The organism is Streptomyces sp. NBC_00210, from assembly GCF_045160975.1.
In the GTDB taxonomy this organism is placed as follows: Bacteria; Actinomycetota; Actinomycetes; order Streptomycetales; family Streptomycetaceae; genus Streptomyces.
The window spans coordinates 204,783-221,236 of the sequence record NZ_CP108120.1; the positions used below are offsets into that span (position 1 = coordinate 204,783).

The following is a 16,454-nucleotide window of genomic DNA, read 5'->3' on the forward strand; positions in this document are numbered from 1 at the left end:
CCCGGCTCCCGTCATCGCGAAGGCGCTTGGTTATCACGACAAGACAGCCACCCGCTTGGTCACCGAGGCTGGAGGAACCTGGAGCCGATACGCCCCCGGCGACCACACACGGTGAGGACTTTGCGGCGTGCTGACTCGCTGGAGTGGAAGCGGCCAAGAGCCCAGCCATCGGCCAGGGTGCGGTGGAAGCGTTCGACCTTGAAATTGGTCTGGGGCCGGTAGGGGCGGGTCTTCTTGTGCGTGATCCCCAGCTCGGTGCAGGCCTGTGTCCAGTGCCGGGAGCGGAGGGCCGAGCCGTTGTCGGTGAGGACGCGCTCGACCCTCACGCCGCGGGCGGCGAACCAGTCGACCGCGCGCCGGAGGACCTCGACTGCGGTGGCGGCTTTCTCGTCGACACAGATCTCGGCGTAGGCGACCCGGGAATGGTCGTCGACGACGGTGTGGACGAACGCGGTTCCCAGCCCCGGGCCGCGGTATTTGTTGCGGGGCCTGTCGGGTGTCGCGGCGCGGTTCCTGCGGCCCTGGACGCGCCCGACGTAGCGCCAGCCGCCGCCGTCGGGAACGTTTCCGAGCTTCTTGACGTCGATGTGGAGCATCACGCCGGGGTGATCGTGTTCGTAGCGGCGGACCGGCTCGCCGGTGGCGCGGTCGATGTGCGAGAGCCGGTTGATCCGGCACCGGGTCAGGACCGCGTGGACGGTCGTGGCACACATGCCCAGCCGTCCGGCGATCTGGACCGGGCCCAGACGCTGCTTCCAGCGCAGGTGCACGATCTTGCGGACCTGCGGCTGCGTTGTTCGGGCAGGACTGCGGTGCGGCCGTGAGGACCGGTCGCCCATGGCTTGGGCACTGACCTCGGCGTAACGGTCGGCCCACCGCTTCGCGGTCGGCCAGGACACGTCATAGCGCTCGGCCGCACGGGCGACCGGCCATCAGTCATCGACAATCAGACGCGCCAGGCGAAGACGGGCACGAGGAGTCAGAGCAGCGTTAGCGTGAGACACGAAGGCCTCGTGGTTGGCGGAGCGGTTCCTAGACGGCTCCACTCCACAACCGGAGGCCTTCGTCATCTCACCGATTCAGACCGCGTCGTCGCACGAACTCAAGCAACCTGCCTGGGCAGTACAGCTAGGACCGCGTCGCCCTCCTGCACTCGTCCCCAGAGGACTCGCCCCGCCCGACCGGCGCGCTGCGGTCGTACGGGTCGACCTCCGTGCCGGCCTCGTCCGCCCGGCGGTCCGTGCCGAAGGGCGGGGTGAAGTAGCCCGTGGGGGTGCCGCAGCCGCCGTTGGTCATGTCGTATTTGTACGAGACGATCGAGAACGTGCCCGGCTCGGTGATCACCTTGTCAGGGTCGTCCCAGCTCAGGACCAGCTCGCGCCGGACGATCGTGCGCACGATCTCGTCGTCGCCGCCCGCGTCCGCGCGGGTGACCGGGTAGACGAAGGTGACGTCGGCGGTCACCTGGAGTGCGCCGCGCTCGCCCTCCCGGTAGGTGAGCCGGCCCCGGGTCTTCACGACGTCGCCGACCAGGCGGGTGCGGGAGGGCTGGAAGCGGCTGAAGAGGAGGAGGGGGTCGTTCTTCTCGCTCGGGGTTCGGAAAGCGGTTTTCAGGAGGCCTTGGACGTCCTTCTGGTGCGGGTTGATCAGTGCAATCGCCTTCTCGGGGCGCTCGCCCTGCAGCACCCCGCGGTCCAGGCCGGACGCGACGAGGAAGTCCCGGCTGCGGGCGAGGGCCCGCTCGACCTCGGCCGCGCTCATCCAGCCGACCGCCCCGGCCTTCGGCACGGTGATCCCCGCCGCTCCGCTCGCCCAGCTCGCCGCCGGCGAACCGCGGAACGGCTCCTCCATGGTGGGGCGTTGGGCCGCCTCCGGCGGGGGTGCCTGGGTCGGGCGGGCTGTCTCGGCCGCCAGCGGCGGGGAGTCAGGGTCGTCGCCGGCGAACAGGTTGACTATCCGCCCCGGCGCGAGCGCCACCACGAGCAGCGCCAGCGAGGCCAGCAGTCCGACTACGTACCAGCCCGTGCGCCGCTTGGGCCGCGCGGGCGTGTAGCTGCGCCAGCCCTCCAGGCCGCGGCCGGGCTCCGCGCGCAGCCGCTTCGCCACGTCGCGGGCCCGCGCCGACGGCTCCTTGGGCGAGTCGGCGGCACCCGCCACCGACTCGCGCAGAAACCGCTCCCACTCCTCGTCGGACCTGGACGAGCCGTCCGGCTCCGTACCCGCGCCCATCCCCAACCCCCTGGCAATCAGTAGACCGCGGCCCGCTCCCCTGGGACGCGTCCGCATCATGACACAGAGCGCTGACAGCGAGGCTGGCTGGGCGGACGGTGTGGGCGCGCCACCCTTTCTCAAGTCGCCACATCGCAGCCGCATCAGGCGGTAGGCCTGACCAATCTGTAGTCAGATGCCCGGCCGGCGTAGGCCTCGCACTTGGCGGGAGTGCCACGGGTATTGAGGGCGGAATCGATGCGGATCTTGCCCGAGGGAGGGAACGTGGGGTCGACGTGCAAGTCCTGTGTGACGTCGAACACCAGGTGGGCGGACGACCCCGGAAACCCCGCAGCAGCGAACTTCGGCACCAGCGGTGACGTGCGCGTCCGCGAACTCGCCCGGCGCTGCGACGACATCCTCAAGAGCAGCGCGCCCGGTTGCGTGCTGCCGTACTTCAAGCCGACCTACACCGTCGACACCAACCTCTATCCCGCTGCCGGTGCGTACTACTGGCTGATGCAGGAGAAGATGCCCGCCCACGCCGGCTCGGTGAGGTGGGACTCTCTGCTGCACTACCTCGGCCCGGACACCACGGTCACCAACCCCAGCACCGGCAAGCCGTGGACCTCGGACAACAGCCGAAACAAGGTGTGGGGCAACTGGACCGCGCATCCTTCTGACGCTTCCGTGGGCTCGGTGGACTGCGACGAGTACGCCCTGGCCTCCACCCATGAGAGCGGAGGCTTCCCCGGCGGCGTCAACCAGGTCACCAACGGGGACCAGTGTGCCCAGCTCTTCACCGACAAGATGGGCGACGGCTCGGCCAACTTCGGCCTCCTCGCCGAGACACGTAAGGCTGTGGACGGGCCCAAGGGCACGGTGCGGTGCGGCCGTGCGGCTATTGCGAGCACGCAGAACCAGCAAGCCTTCAAGAGCTTCCCGGCTCCTTCGTGGCGCATGCTGGACGATGACGGATTCTTCGTCTCCAACCCGGGGTTCGAGCATTGCGCGAACGCCAACGCCACCTGCGCCTGGCGCAAGGTCGGCTGAGGCAATCCTGACGACGCGCTGATGGAGGGAGCGGCCGCGGCCGGTCCCGCTTTCGCGTGCTTCATCCTTCGAAGGCGACCCACTGGTCTTCCTGATCGGGGTTGATCATGCTGCCCCATACGAGGGCTCCGTTGATCAGTCCCGGCTTGTCGCGTGTGGCCAGGGAGGGCGTTTCAAGGCTGTCGGCGATTTCTTCCAGGTAGGTGGTCAGTGTGTCGCGTTCGTCTTCGTCGCCCCGGTCTTCGTTGTACCGGCTCCAATGGCCCAGGTAGCCAGTCTCGGTGTCGAGGTAGAGGCCGGAGGTGCGGTCGGTGACGCCGAAGGAGCACACCGGAATCCAGGACGTCTTCCATACTGTGGTCTGGTCGTCGCCTGGTGTCCGGAGGTTGGCGTTGAGGGTTTCTTCGTGCCGTTGGGCATTCATCTGCTGGCGGTGGAAGGCGGTGACGGCGTCCAGGGTCATCAGGGCCTGGTTTCCCAGCAGGAATCCGGCTCCGTTGATGCCGTTGTCGCCCGCAGTCAGGCGCCACAGCGTCTTCAGTTCGTGGGGGATGCGGGCGTCGGTGGCGTCCTGGACGGCCGCGATTTCGTTCTCGGTTGCGCCCTGCCTGAGTGCGGCGTGGGTGGCGGGGGCGTGGTCACGTAGCCAAGTGTCGATGTGCTGCCAGGTGTCGGCGATCTGCCGGGCCTGTGTGTCGTCGGTGCCGGTCATGGGTTGATTCTCCTGTCCGGGGCCGCTGTCGGGCCGGGGGTCGTCTTCCACATCATCGCCGCCCAGGCCGAGTTCATCCGCGAGCTGATCGTCATCGGCACCAACGAGGGCCTGGCCGCAGCCCGCGCCCCGGCAGGATCCGACGGGTGCCGCACCGCCGCAACGGAAGAGATCATCCGCGCATGCCCGCGACCTCCGGCCCGACCCGGCTGCTCACCTCGATCGCGAGGCTGCTGGGCGTCTCGCCAGGCACCCGACATCGCTTCGCGCGCGAACGCTAGAGGTGAGCTGCCGTTGAAATTGGCATGGTGGAGCGGGTCAGGAGAAATGCAGGTGACGACTCGTGAGTCGTGCAGGCACGATGCCCGCATGTCTGCCGAAGTCAGCGGGATGACCGAGTCTCGACCCGGTGCTCGTCTCTGGGGCCCTGACGACGAGGACGTGGTGTGGCACGCCGCCATCGACCTCCCTGCTCAACAACGGCAACGCGTACGACGGCCTCGCCTGCCTCTTCGGTATCCGCAATACCTTCAGCTTCCGTCCCCTGGCCGAAGGCCGCGGCGTTCCAAGCGACGCGTCAGAGGGGCTGAGAACCGAGTACGCCGCCTACGGCAGCTCGACCGACGTACAGGGCACAACGCAGATCACCTGGGCCGAACTCGCCTCCACCGACTGGCAGGAAACAGACAACTCCGGCACACGAAGCCGAGACATGGTCGCCGGAGACTAGTACTCCAGCAGGATTTCGCTGTCTGACCTGCGGGTTTCGCTGGGCGGCTGGAGTGTAGCGGGCTGTGGAGTGGTCAGGGGCGGTCTCACGGAGGCCGCCCCTCGAACGTGCGACAACGCCGCAGGTAATGACAGCGACGGGCGACTGCCTGGCGTCGTCGGCGCCAGTTCGACCAGCTCATCGCGTGGCGTCGGCCTCGGCGTCCGCGCAGGTGCGGGGGCCGGGGACGACAAGCTGCCAGGAGTCGCCGAACCTCCGCCACTGTGAGCGCGATGGCCCCGGCTGCCTCACCGGTTCCGCCCCCTTTTCCCTGGCCTGGTGTGCCGTGGCTGCCAGGAAGGCGTGCGCGAGCATGGCGAGGGTGATGTGCCGGTACCAGCCCACGTAACGGCGGACTTCGTACTGGTCCAAGCCGCACTCGTTCTTCGCGGCCTGGAAACACTCCTCGATCGCCCAGCGCGACCCGGCGATCCGCACCAGTTCCCGGGCGGTGGTCTCCAAAGGGGCGTAGGCGAGGTAGTAGGCGACTTCGTCGGGCTTGCGGATGCTGCGACGGGCCAGCGCCCACCGCATCCGATGGGGGACCTCGCCCTGGTAGTCGAACTCGGCGACGGCCGGCAGCCGCACCGCCGCCCAGTGGTAGACCCGCGGTCCCTTCGCGCCGTCTCCGCATGAGATCTTCTCCCACGCCTCGGCCGGGGCCTGTGCGAACAGGCCCTCGATGCGGGGACAGCCCACAGTGAACTGGGACTTGGGCACGGCCAGCACATAGCCGACGCCCGACTGCTCCAGCAGCCGACGGAAGCGACTCTCCTGGCCGTAGGCGGAATCCGCAGTGACCCAGGCGATGGGCAGCGGTGAGGCGAGGGCCCGCAGCACCATGCGCCGGGCCAGTTCGCCCTTGGTGGCAAACGCCTGGTCGTCGGGGACTTTGGCCGCGCGGCAGCGTTCACGGTCCTCGGCCCAGGACTTGGGCAGATACAACTCCCGGTCCACCAAGGCGCGCCCGCGGCCGGAGGCGTAGGCGGCGAAGACACCGATCTGGCAGTTCTCGGTGCGGCCGGCGGTTCCGGAGTATTGGCGCTGAACCCCGGCGGAGGTGGTGCCCTTCTTGATGAAGCCGGTGTCGTCGATGATGAGGACCCCGCCGTCCTCACCGAGCTTGTCGGCGACGTATTGCTGCAGGTCGTCGCGGATGTCGTCGGGCTCCCACTTTGCGCCGGCGAGCAGGTGCTGCAGACCGTCGGGGGTGGCATGGCCTGCCTGTTCGGCCAGCTGCCAGCTGTTCTTTCGGGCCACCGGGGCGAGCAGTCCGCGTACGTAGTCACGCATGCGGCGGCGAAGCTCCACACGGCCGAAGTGATGACCGATGGTCACGAAGAGGTCGTCCAGTTCAAGGTCCCACTGCTCGGCAGCACTCTCGAAGATCACGTGGGGAGCTTTCCCAACCGCTGTCATTACCTGCGGCGTTGTCGCACGTTCGAGGGGCGGCCTCCGTGAGACCGCCCCTGACCACTCCACAGCCCGCTACACTCCAGCCGCCCAGCGAAACCCGCAGGTCAGACAGCGAAATCCTGCTGGAGTACTAGGCGCAATGCCGTTGTTTTAGGTTGCGGGCGTAGGCTGCTTGGCAGTGGGTCCCGGGGGTGGTTCGGGTGGCTGCGAGTGTCTCTGAGTTATCGGGTCTTGGGTTGTTGACCTGGGTGTATCCGCCGGGGTTGGTGGATCGGGTGGTGGCCGCTTGCGGCTGCGCGGAACAACGCAAGCGACTGCTTCCCGCCCGGCTGGTGGTGTATTTCGTGCTGGGGCTCGCGTTGTTCTCTCCGGCTCCGTATCTGGAAGTGATGCGGCACCTGGTGGAGGGTCTGCGAAGCCAGGGACTGCTCGGTGCCTGGCATGTGCCGGCGAAGTCCTCGCTGTTCCGGGCCCGGCAGCGGCTGGGCTCGGAGCCCTTGCGGGTGCTGTTCGCCACGACGGCCAAGCCGATGGCCACCGAGGCGACGCCCGGGGCGTTCTGGCGGGGCCTGCGGCTGCTGGCGGTGGACGGGACCTGCTGGGACGTCGCGGACACCGCGGCCAACGAGGCTGCCTTCGATCGTCCGGGCAGCGGCCGCGGGACGGGCCGGAGTGCGTTTCCGCAGGTGCGGATGGCTGCCCTGGTGGAGCTGGGCAGCCATGCGGTGCTGGACGCGGAACTGGCCGGCTGCCGCACCGGGGAAGTCACCCTGGTGGCCCGTCTGCCGCGGTCGCTCGGCCCGGGCCAACTCGTCCTGGCCGACCGGGAGTTCCTCGGTGTCCCGTTGTGGCAGGCATTCACCGCCACCGGCGCCGACCTGCTCTGGCGGGTGCCCGCCAACCGCGTCCTGCCCGTCACCAGGCAGTTCTGTGACGGGTCGTGGCTGTCACAGATCCGCGCAAGCAGCGACCCTGCCCGGAACGAGCCCATCGTGGTCCGGGTCCTGGCCTACCGGCTCAAGGACCAGCTCGGCGAGGATGCAGCCGGCGGATACCGCCTGGTCACCACCCTGCTGGACGCCCGACGGTATCCGGCCCGGCAACTGGCCGCGCTCTACCGCGAACGCTGGGAGATCGAGTCCGTTTTCGCCGAGATCAAGACTCATCAGCGCGGCGCACGCGTTGTCCTCAGCAGCAAAACACCCGACGGCGTCCGCCAGCAGATCTGGGCACACCTGCTGGTCCACCACGCCCTGCGCGAGCTCATGCTGAGAACGGCCGCCACCCGTGGCCTGGACCCCGACCGGGTCTCCTTCACCGAAACCCTGCGCTCCGCCCGCCGCAGCGTGACCGTCACGCCCGGCAGCTTTTCCCCTGACCTCCTGGTCAGAGCCCTGGTGATACTCGAACAGGACCTCCTGGAACGACTCCTGCCCAACAGAGGCTACGCAGCCAGCCCCGCGTCGTGAAACGCAAGATGTCCAACTACCGGCTCAAACGACCTCAACACCATGGCTGGCCCCAGCCCACCCGCACCGGCACACGAGCCGTCCTGATCACCAGACCCCAACCAGCAGATCCGTAAAGCAACGGCATTGGGCCTAGACCCACTGGGACCTGTCTGGAGCGTGATGCGAACACCCAGCGAACTCCACGGAGCGGAGAACGTCCGACTTGTCGTCTGGTTCCACTGACCCCAAATCCGCGGCGAAGCATCGCCTGCCCATCGGAGAGCAGTCATGACCGAGCGAAACGTCATGCTCAACGAACTCGCACAGGGTCTGCGCCCGATGTCCCAGGGCAGCGAGTGGTTTGACGCCCTCAGCCCGGAGGAACAGTGCGAGACACTGCGAGACTTGTCCCAGCACTGCATCCAGGCTCGCGCCGTCGCGGAAGACGGTCCGGAGAGTATCCGTCGTGCCGGGCTGCGCCCGACGTACGCCCGCAGTACTGATCACACGCGGCCGGATCGAAATGCAGCTGGGCAGGATCGCCTCCCTCACCCCTCTCGACGAACGCCGCAAGGCATTCCGACTGCTGATCGCCGTGCTCGCGATGGCCGACGGACGGCGCCGCGAGCGCTTCTGCTCCGACGGGTGCGGTCACTGGTGGCACAGACTGTCCGTCGCTGACTGATTCCGCCGGTAGGCACGGCACGGATCCTCGCTTCCGCCGGTCCCGCTGGCGGGGACCGGCGGGAACCGTCTGCTGCCGCTCAGTTCTGGCGGGTGCCCCGGACGATCCGGCCGACGACGGCCGCGGCCTGCTCAGGGTGTCCCTCTAGCCACGCGCCGAGGTGCTCTCGGACGGTGCTGGCGACGCAGGCGCGCACCGCGGCACCACCCAGCGTGCCGTGCGTGGCGCCGAGGAACTCGGGACCGTCCAGCTTCACCGACACGACCGCTGTCAGGCCCTCGCCGATCTGGTCGGTGCCGAGGTCGGGGTCGGTGGCTGTCAGCAGCCGCCGCTGCCGCGCGTACGACGTGACTGCGGCTGCCACCCCGTCATGGAAGCCCATAGTGTGCGTGCCGCCGTCGGGGGTAAGCACGCTGTTGGCGAAGCTCCGGACTCGCTTCTCGCGGGAGCCGCGCCATCGCAGGGCCACCTCCACCGTCCCCGCCATCTGCGGGTCCTCCCGCTCGAAGGCGATGACGTCCGGGTGGACGGGGGCTCCGGCCCGTGCGTCGAGGAAGGCGACGAAGTCCCGTGTCCCGCCGGGGAAGCGGAACCGGGACGGCCGCGATCCGCCTGGGGGGCGTTCGTCGGTCAGCGAGATGCTCAGGCCCTGGTTCAGGAAGGCCAGTTCCCTGAAGCGCTCCGCCAGCACGGCGAACGAGCACTTCGCCGTCCCGAAGATGTCGGTGTCGGGCCAGTAGGTGATGGTGGTCCCGCTTCCGGTCGCCGGCCCTACGGCGGTGGGCGGGGTGAGCGCGACGCCGCGCTTGTACTCCTGGACCCAGCGCACCCCTTCGCGCCCCACCTCGGCCGTCAGGTGGCTCGACAGGGCGTTGGTGACGCAGGGGCCCATGCCGAAGAGGCTCATGGCCGCGGCGTGGCGGCCGCCGAGCCCCGCTCCGGCGTGCGGGCGGGTCAGCAGGGCTTCGAGGCTGGGACCGCCGGTGTCCCCGGCGGCCTCCACGGGGACGCCCGGCCCGTCGTCGGCGACACGCACGCCGCCGTCGGGCGTGAGGGTAACGTCGACGGAGCTGGCGCGGCCGGCCAGGACCTCGTTCACGGCCAGGCCGGCGACCTCGAACACCAGTTGGTGCAGGCCGCGTTCGCCGGTTGAGCCGACGTACATCCCTGGCCGCTTCCGAATGGCTTCCCACCACTCCAGCACCTCGAGGTGGCTGGCGTCATACCTGATGGCATCCTGACTCACGAAGTCCCCCTCCGATGATGTCCAGCAGACCTCACCAGCCTAGGCCGATACCCGGAAAACACCAGGTCAGAGCCGGTACACCGAGAGCGTGGACGGGCAGGTGAGCGCCTGCACGGAGGCAATTGGCCCAGGGGGCGCGCACCGCGGTCAAAGTGCTGCCGGGGCTGGTCGAGGGCCGCGTGTGACCCTGTTCCCGGCGGCCCCGAGGCCTCCAATTCCGGTACGTCACACGCCCGCCCGGAACGCCGCGTCTGTCTGCTTCACCGCCGAACTACTCTGCCGATGGAGCGCTGTCTGCTGTCATGCTCCAGGTGCACTTCGCCATCAACCCCAAGTAATCGCGAGCGCGTACCTCAGCCGGGTGAGCTGCGCGCCGTCGGCTTCTCCTCCGGCTGAGCCGACCCCAGGTAATTCGCGGGCAGTGCGCCGAGCGCCCTGCCCGGGAAGCCTCCCTTCTCTGGGCTCCCTCGCCACCCCGCCCCTACGAGGCGGACCGGCAGACGCGCGACTACGCTAGGTCCTGTCCGGCGGATCATGTTGTCCCGTCTCGCGGAACCTTGACCGATCCCATCGAAGTGCGACTTGCTCAGCCGCTGCTCCGTACGCTGTGCGGCACGGAACCGCGCCTTGTCCTCGGCCATCCGACCGTGACCTCCGACCGCGTCGGCCCGGTCGAAGCTAGCCGCCGAAGCATGTACTGCTGACCGCACGAAGATGCGAAGCTCGTCCGGTGCAATTTGGATCACGGTCCAGATACACAGGCTCGAAGTTCAGAATGTGACAGGAAGCGAGGCATCGGCGGTGGCTTGGGAAGCTCTGATACCGACCGCGGTCGGTGCTGCCGCAACGATCATGGGCGTTGTGGCAGGCGGTGTCCTTGGGAGACGCAGTCAGAGCCAGCAGTGGGTCCGTGACAACCAGACCAAGACCTACTCGACCTTCCTGCAAGAGTTCACCAAGGTCGAGATGGAATTGCGCGATGCATACCTCGAAGACCGTCCTGCCGCCCTCGACTGGGCACCGTGGAACGCTGCCCTGGTGTCGCTCAGTCTGGTCGCCACACGGGAAGTCGCGGCTGCGGCAGCCGAGCTGACCTCCGGCATCGGCCAGTTGGGACTCATGGTCGACCACTCCCCGAAGACGCGGGAGGAGCTGCAAGAGATCGTCTCGGCCCTGGCCGCCGCCCAGCTCGCCTTCGTGAACGCGGCCCGACGCTCACTCCATCCCTCGCAAGACCCTCTCGACTGGCAGCTTGGGGGGCCGCCGGGCTGGCATGAGATCGAGCCCTATCTTCCTGCGTCACGTGCCGGCGAGTCCGCATAAGTTGACGGCTCCTCGGCTCTGGCCGGTGCATTAGGTTCGGAGCCACAGCCGGATCGCGGCGACGGTGACGGTGCCGTGGAAGATGTAGGCCCGCTTGATGCCCCTATGGATGTCAAGCAGCGACGCTGGCAGGTCCTGTCTGGTCAGCCGGAGTGTTCGCTGGGACGAGAAGTCGGTAGATCTCTCGTGCGACGTAGCGTTTGAGGCAGCGGATGATCTCGCGGCGTGTCTTGCCCTCGGTCAGACGTCGTTGCAGGTAGTCGCGGGTGCGGCCGTCCCAGCGTAGACGGCTGAGGACGAGCCGGTAGAGGGCGGCGTTCGCTTGGCGGTCGCCGCCACGGTTCAGCCTGCGGCGCTGTGTCTTACCGGAGGAAGCCTCGACTGGGCTGGTGCCGCATAAGGCTGCGAAGGACGCCTCGCTGACGAGTCGCTCGGGGTTGTCGCCAGCCGAGATGAGCAGGGCAGCGGCGCTGTCCGGGCCGACGCCACGGACTTCCAGCAGGCCCGGCGTGCTGACTTCGACTGCCTCGGCTATTCGCGTGTTGAGATCGTCGATCTCCTCGGTCAGGTGCCGAATGCGGCGAGCCAGCAGCCTCAAGGTGTGGCGGGCGGCCCCGGCCGGCCCTCTCGCGTGCTGGGGGTCGAGGTCTGCGCATTGCTTGAACAGGTGCGGATTGCTCAGTCCCGCCAGCGACTCGCGGAGGGCGGCGTCAGCTGAGACCAGGACGCTCTTGAGCTGGTTGATCGCCTGGGTCCTGGACTTGATCGCGGACCCCTTCGCCAGCTTGAACAGTCGGAGCATCTCGACTGGACCGTCGCCGGTCTTCGCCGCGGCGGTGGCGCGTCCGGTCAGCACGGCGCGGGCTGCGGCCTCGGCGTCGATGGCGTCGGTCTTGCCGTGGCGGCGTCGGGCGGCCTTGTCGGGCTGGTTGACCTCGGTTACCACGATGCCCTCGGCGCGCAGGTGACGGGTCAGGGCGGCTCCGTATGAGCCGGTGCATTCAACGCCGGCCCGCCGCAAGGCACCGAATGACCTTGCCCAGTCGAGGAGTTGCCGATAGCCATCGGCGGTCGCGGGGAAGCTGCGACCGTCCAGTGCGGCGCCGAGCACGGTGATGACGGCTGCGGCGTGGACGTCCTTGTGCGTGTCCACGCCGAGCAGGATGTCCTCGGCGTCCGCCGCGACGTGACATGGGGCGGTGGACTGCGTGATGCTAGTCAAGGTCGCCTATCTCCTGATCGCCTCGGGAACCGGTGGCCGTCGCCGGGCCGGGGGCGGTCAAGACTGTGACGGTGCCTGTCGCGAAGGCCCCTATCGGGACACGTCCCCTGCCCGGCGGCAGCGAGTACCGCCCCGAGCAGTGGCCGACAGATCAAACTCAAGGCACCAGGGCCAGTCGTATCGCGAGTCAGGCCACCGCCCGGAGCGGCACCCCAACATCCTCACAGTCATATCTGGTGGCCACAGCACGGTGGCGTTTGAGGCGATTGATGCCGCACTCGACCGCGTGGCGCTCGCGGTAGTCGGTCTTGTCGAAGCTCGGTGGCCGACCGCCGTGGGAGCCGAGCTTCTTGCGGTTGCGGATCTGGTCCTTCTTCTCCGGGATCGTGCAGCGGATCCCGCGTTGGCGCAGGTAGGAGCGGTTCTTCCGCCAGCGCAGGACCATCTCCAACCACTCCGGCGGGACCGAGGCCACGGTCTCCGGACGCGTTCCGCGCTGCTGGTGCCCGTTGACCAGCGGCTCGGGAATGAAGCCGTTGGCCGCCAGGACCCGGGACATCTTGAAGAACCCGCAGCGTCGTGCACTGGATGCGGGATGGTCGGCGACCAGGTCCTGCAGCAGTTCCAGAGTCACGTCCTTCAGGTGCGGGCTGCCGGCGCTGAGAAGGGCATCGAGCACGGAGGAACGGACCAACTCCGGCTGCGATTTCGGCGAGGTCTCCCAGCGTTCCAGCAGCGTGCAGACCTGCTCCAGCGCGGGATCGACGGCCCCGTGGCCGAAGACGAAGTCGGCCAGCGGGCGCAGTTTGGGCATCTGGATCCGGTGGTGGAGTCGTCGGTGTCCGCCGAAGAGGTAGCCCCAGGCCACCAGGTGGGCCCGGCGCCGGTGACGGATCTCGCCCGTGACGGAGGCGACAAATGCTGTCCAGGTCTGCTCGTCCCAGGCCCAGTAGGCCAGGGAGCGTCGGCCGACTTCCATCAGGAGCATGTTGCGGGCCGAGTCGGTCAGCGCGTTGCCCCACCGAGCCGAGACCGCCTCCAGCGGATCGATCAGCCGGGCCAGAGCGACACGGTTTCGCTCGTGGATCACCTGATGATCCAGCCCGGCCAGGCGGCCGAGAGCCGCCCGTTTCTTCTGCAGTCAGAACTGGGCTCTGAGCAGCGGTTTTGGCGCAGTACTGCGCAAGCGAGGCAGGTGCTGGCCGTTCGGTCGCGCTCACCGGACTGCCGCCAGTGCTGCCAGCAGGTTCTCCCTGTCCTGCTGGATCGATGCGGACGCGCGGTGCAGCCGAGCAGCAAGCTCCCGGCCGGACAGATGGATGTAACGCATGGTGGTCGCCAAGTCTCGGTGGCCGGCGTACTGGGCGATCTGGTCGATGGTTCAGTCGGCGCGGGCCAGATCGGTCAGCCTCAGATGCCGGAAGGTGCGAGTGGACAGCCGTGCGGCACCGGCCCTGCGGGCGATGCCTTCGACGGTCTTTGACCAGGTGGAAGGCCCCAGCGGCTTGCCGTAGTTGCGGTTGGAGGCGGATCGGAAGAGCGGTCCGTCGATACGGCCGAACATGCCGCGTCGTTCGTTGAGGTAGGCCAAGAACAGCTGAGACGAGGTGACGCCGAAGGCGACTTCCCTGGCCCGCTGGAACTTGGTCGTCTCTGCCCGCAGATGGATCAGGCGGTGCGCGTGCCCGAAGTCCCCGACATCGAGTTGGACCAACTCCTCTCGGCGCAAGGCACCGTCATAGGCGAGCGTGACCATGAGCCGGTTGCGTAGTGACTGCTCGGCGCACGCAAAGAGGATCCGCTGCCAGACGTCCTCGTTGGGGATCGAAGGTGCCTGCTCGAGGCGCCGCACGAGCCCCTGCCGAGGAGGACGGCCACGGCGGCTCGACTGCCCTCGACGTACGGGATTCCGTTCACGCAGCCCGTCTTCCACCAGGTACTCGTAGAAGGACCGCACGGCCACCACACGTTGCTGGACGGTCGCGTTCGCCAGTCCCGTCTCCGGATGCAGCGGCGCCTTCGCTGATCGCTGGCGGGGACGGTCGAGCATGTCCCCGATCCAGGCGGCAACCGTGTCCGCACCGGCCAGTACGGGATCTGTGCCTTCAACTGCACAGAACCGCAGGTGGTCCTCGACCGCCCGCCCGTACGCGTCGATCGTGTTGGAAGCCCGACCGATGTTCGCCATGAACTGCAGCCACCGTCGGGCCAGTTGATGTTCAGCGAGAGTGGGGAACTTGCCCCACGGGATGGGGGCCATGACAGCAGGCTAGTAGTTGCGACCGTGCCTACTTGCGCACGTGGAAGCGCAGCATGGTGACCCCGCCCGACTGGACGTTGCTGAACGGTTCCAGGTCGATCCGGTCGAGGCCCGGCGGCGCGAAGCGGACGCCGTCGCCGAGCAGCACCGGCAGCACATACACCAGGATCTCGTCGACGAGGCCGCGCTGCAGGCACTGGGCGGCCACGTCGGCGCCGAGGATCTCCAGGTTCTTGTCGCCGGCGGCGCGGCGTGCCGTGGCCACGGCTTCCTCGATGTCGCAGGTGAGGAAGGTGACGTTGGGGTCCGGCTCGTCGGGCGGGCGGTGGGTGAGGACGAACTGCGCCCCGCCGTCGTAGTCGGTGTTCTCGTCGGACATGCGCTTGCCGACCTCGTACGTGCCCCGGCCGATGAGCATGGCGCCCGTGGCCGCCATGACCTCCGGGAACGTCGCCGACGTCATGTGCTCGAAGATCCAGTCCATCGTGTGGCCGGGACCGGCGATGAACCCGTCGAGGGACATCACCCTGTTCACGACCACTTTGCCGGTGCTCGCATCCGTCATGCGTCTTCTCCAAGCAGGTGGAGGGCCGGGATCGCATCATAGGTCGGTGAGCAACATCTTCTCGGCGGTAGCCACGACCTGGACCTGTCCAATGGCGCCACCGCGGTGTTCATCGACGTGCTGATGCTGGCCGTGTCCGATCTCGCCTCCGAGGACTGGGACTTCCGCTTCGCGGCGCTGCTGACCCTGCAGGACCAGAACGTCATGGGGCGCGGTGCCGTCGGGTTCGACCTGGCGGAGTGCGACTGGGGTGCGACGGAGCGGCAACGCGCCCGCGCGAAGGACTTCGTGCTGCGTGCCACAGCACTCGCGGCGAGCGGACATCGCTGGAGCGAGCTGGGCTACCACCCGCCCCGCGTGCATGACTACCTGCACCGCTTCACGACCATGGTGGAGTCTTGCACCCCGCCCGCCGACAGCAGCGCCGCACGCGGCTTCCCCGGCCCGGACGAGGCCGCGATGGCCTCGTGCGTGCGCCACCGCGTCCTCAGCGCGCTCCCGCTCTGGGACGGCTGCTTCCTCTGCAATCGGCCGCACTACTAGGCACTGTTTCTCGGATCTCGGGACGTGAGCGGGGGGTTGGGGTCAGGCTCGGGGTATGGGCCGTGGGGATCTGACAAATGCGGAATGGGATCGGCTGGCTTCGTGCTTACCTCGTGGTGGTACTCGTGGGGGCCGGTGGAGCGATCACCGTCGGGTGATCAACGGGGTCCTCTACCGGGTGCGGACGGGTGTTCAGTGGCGGGATCTTCCGGAACGGTTCGGGCCGTGGGAGACGGTCTATAAGCGGCATCGCCGCTGGTCCGCGGATGGAACGTGGGAGATGCTGCTGTCGAAGGTCCAGGCCGCCGAGGACGCCGCGGGCCGGATCGACTGGGACGTCTCGGTGGACTCAACAGCGGTGCGGGCCCACCAGCACGCCGCCGGCGCAAGGAAGGCTCGGCCGGCCGCGGTTGTTCAAAGGGGGCCGTCCGGGGGACGAACCAGGCCGATCCGGTGCTTCGGAAGCTGGCCGCCCGATTGGCGGAGGTGGTCAGATCGGCGAATGCCTGGGACGCTCCCGCGGAGGCTTCACGACCAAAATCCACCTCGCCGCGGAGGGACGATGCCGACCCCTCGCCCTCGTCCTGACACCCGGACACTACGGCGACGGCCCTCAGCTCGAGCGCGTGCTGGAGCAGGTATCCGTGCCTCGCACCGGAGTCGGGCGGCCCCGCACCCGCCCCGACCATGTCCTGGCGGACAAGGCCTACACGTCCCGAATTAACCGTCGTTACCTGCGACGACGTGGAATCCGGCACACCATCCCCGAACGTCTCGACCAGCCAGAACACCGCCGCAACCGCGGTTCCCGAGGCGGCCGGCCCACCGGTTTCGACAGCGAGCGCTACAAGAAGCGCAACACCGTCGAACGCGCCATCAACCGGTTGAAGGGCTTCCGAGCCGTCGCCACCCGCTACGAGAAACGCTCCTACATCTACCTCGGCACCGTCACACTCGCAGCACTCCTGATCTGGCTCCGCACATGATCCGAGAAACAGCGC

13 protein-coding genes and 3 pseudogenes are annotated in these 16,454 nt (G+C 68.2%); 7 read left to right on the top strand and 9 right to left on the bottom strand.

Annotated features, from left to right (window positions below; genetic code table 11):
* Positions 1 to 113: 113 nt before the first annotated feature.
* Both OG729_RS01160 and OG729_RS01165 read right to left on the bottom strand, forming a co-directional pair.
* Positions 114 to 1,004, bottom strand: a pseudogene (locus OG729_RS01160) (IS481 family transposase); the annotation flags it as partial.
* A 124-nt stretch (positions 1,005 to 1,128) separates the two neighbouring features.
* Positions 1,129 to 2,229: a hypothetical protein gene (locus tag OG729_RS01165; RefSeq protein ID WP_405803662.1), complete on the bottom strand. Its 1,101-nt coding sequence runs from the start codon at positions 2,227 to 2,229 to the stop codon at positions 1,129 to 1,131.
* 288 nt (positions 2,230 to 2,517) lie between these two features.
* On the opposite strand from OG729_RS01165, the gene OG729_RS01170 reads away from it, so the two are divergent.
* Complete coding sequence (locus tag OG729_RS01170; RefSeq protein ID WP_405803663.1) at positions 2,518 to 3,261, top strand: hypothetical protein; 744 nt, start codon at positions 2,518 to 2,520, stop codon at positions 3,259 to 3,261.
* A gap of 61 nt (positions 3,262 to 3,322) precedes the next feature.
* Here the strand turns inward: OG729_RS01170 and OG729_RS01175 are convergent, their stop codons facing one another.
* On the bottom strand, positions 3,323 to 3,973 hold the full coding sequence (locus tag OG729_RS01175; RefSeq protein WP_405803665.1) for an SMI1/KNR4 family protein: 651 nt from the start codon (positions 3,971 to 3,973) through the stop codon (positions 3,323 to 3,325).
* A gap of 409 nt (positions 3,974 to 4,382) precedes the next feature.
* On the opposite strand from OG729_RS01175, the gene OG729_RS01180 reads away from it, so the two are divergent.
* On the top strand, positions 4,383 to 4,703 hold the full coding sequence (locus OG729_RS01180) for a hypothetical protein (RefSeq protein WP_405803667.1): 321 nt from the start codon (positions 4,383 to 4,385) through the stop codon (positions 4,701 to 4,703).
* A 177-nt stretch (positions 4,704 to 4,880) separates the two neighbouring features.
* Here OG729_RS01180 and OG729_RS01185 read toward each other — a convergent pair whose 3' ends face one another.
* Complete coding sequence (locus OG729_RS01185; RefSeq protein WP_405803484.1) at positions 4,881 to 6,161, bottom strand: IS701 family transposase; 1,281 nt, start codon at positions 6,159 to 6,161, stop codon at positions 4,881 to 4,883.
* Positions 6,162 to 6,358: 197 nt separating this feature from the next.
* On the opposite strand from OG729_RS01185, the gene OG729_RS01190 reads away from it, so the two are divergent.
* Positions 6,359 to 7,627, top strand: a complete 1,269-nt coding sequence (locus OG729_RS01190) for an IS4 family transposase (RefSeq protein WP_405803668.1) — start codon at positions 6,359 to 6,361, stop codon at positions 7,625 to 7,627.
* Between the two features lie 321 nt (positions 7,628 to 7,948).
* Positions 7,949 to 8,294, top strand: a pseudogene (locus tag OG729_RS01195) (DUF5958 family protein).
* Positions 8,295 to 8,373: 79 nt separating this feature from the next.
* Here OG729_RS01195 and OG729_RS01200 read toward each other — a convergent pair.
* Positions 8,374 to 9,540, bottom strand: coding sequence for a DNA gyrase subunit B (locus OG729_RS01200; RefSeq protein WP_405803670.1), 1,167 nt, complete (start codon positions 9,538 to 9,540; stop codon positions 8,374 to 8,376).
* 861 nt (positions 9,541 to 10,401) lie between these two features.
* Here OG729_RS01200 and OG729_RS01205 point away from each other — a divergent pair.
* A complete protein-coding gene (locus OG729_RS01205; protein WP_405803672.1) occupies positions 10,402 to 10,863 on the top strand; it encodes a hypothetical protein in 462 nt (153 codons plus the stop codon).
* A gap of 112 nt (positions 10,864 to 10,975) precedes the next feature.
* Here OG729_RS01205 and OG729_RS01210 read toward each other — a convergent pair whose 3' ends face one another.
* The 4 genes from OG729_RS01210 to OG729_RS01225 form a co-directional block, all read right to left on the bottom strand.
* Positions 10,976 to 12,085, bottom strand: a complete 1,110-nt coding sequence (locus tag OG729_RS01210; protein WP_405803420.1) for an IS110 family transposase — start codon at positions 12,083 to 12,085, stop codon at positions 10,976 to 10,978.
* Between the two features lie 187 nt (positions 12,086 to 12,272).
* Positions 12,273 to 13,175, bottom strand: coding sequence for a hypothetical protein (locus tag OG729_RS01215; RefSeq protein ID WP_405803673.1), 903 nt, complete (start codon positions 13,173 to 13,175; stop codon positions 12,273 to 12,275).
* 291 nt (positions 13,176 to 13,466) lie between these two features.
* Positions 13,467 to 14,345 carry a tyrosine-type recombinase/integrase gene (locus tag OG729_RS01220; RefSeq protein WP_405803675.1) on the bottom strand — a complete coding sequence of 293 codons (879 nt, stop codon included), beginning with the start codon at positions 14,343 to 14,345 and terminating at the stop codon, positions 13,467 to 13,469.
* Positions 14,346 to 14,373: 28 nt separating this feature from the next.
* Positions 14,374 to 14,910 carry a dihydrofolate reductase family protein gene (locus OG729_RS01225; RefSeq protein ID WP_093903461.1) on the bottom strand — a complete coding sequence of 179 codons (537 nt, stop codon included), beginning with the start codon at positions 14,908 to 14,910 and terminating at the stop codon, positions 14,374 to 14,376.
* Between the two features lie 105 nt (positions 14,911 to 15,015).
* Between OG729_RS01225 and OG729_RS01230 the strand changes: the two genes are divergently transcribed.
* Together OG729_RS01230 and OG729_RS01235 are read left to right on the top strand one after the other, a co-directional pair.
* Positions 15,016 to 15,453, top strand: a complete 438-nt coding sequence (locus tag OG729_RS01230; RefSeq protein ID WP_405803677.1) for a hypothetical protein — start codon at positions 15,016 to 15,018, stop codon at positions 15,451 to 15,453.
* 55 nt (positions 15,454 to 15,508) lie between these two features.
* Positions 15,509 to 16,439 (top strand): annotated as a pseudogene (locus OG729_RS01235) (IS5 family transposase).
* The last annotated feature ends 15 nt before the right edge of the window (positions 16,440 to 16,454 follow it).

Excerpts from the sequence above, each read along its gene's own strand:
- OG729_RS01225 (WP_093903461.1), bottom strand. The coding sequence starts at position 14,910 with ATGACGGATGCGAGCACCGGCAAAGTGGTCGTGAACAGGGTGATGTCC.
- OG729_RS01165 (WP_405803662.1), bottom strand. The coding sequence starts at position 2,229 with ATGGGCGCGGGTACGGAGCCGGACGGCTCGTCCAGGTCCGACGAGGAG.
- OG729_RS01175 (WP_405803665.1), bottom strand. The coding sequence starts at position 3,973 with ATGACCGGCACCGACGACACACAGGCCCGGCAGATCGCCGACACCTGG.
- OG729_RS01185 (WP_405803484.1), bottom strand. The coding sequence starts at position 6,161 with ATGACAGCGGTTGGGAAAGCTCCCCACGTGATCTTCGAGAGTGCTGCC.
- OG729_RS01220 (WP_405803675.1), bottom strand. The coding sequence starts at position 14,345 with ATGGCCCCCATCCCGTGGGGCAAGTTCCCCACTCTCGCTGAACATCAA.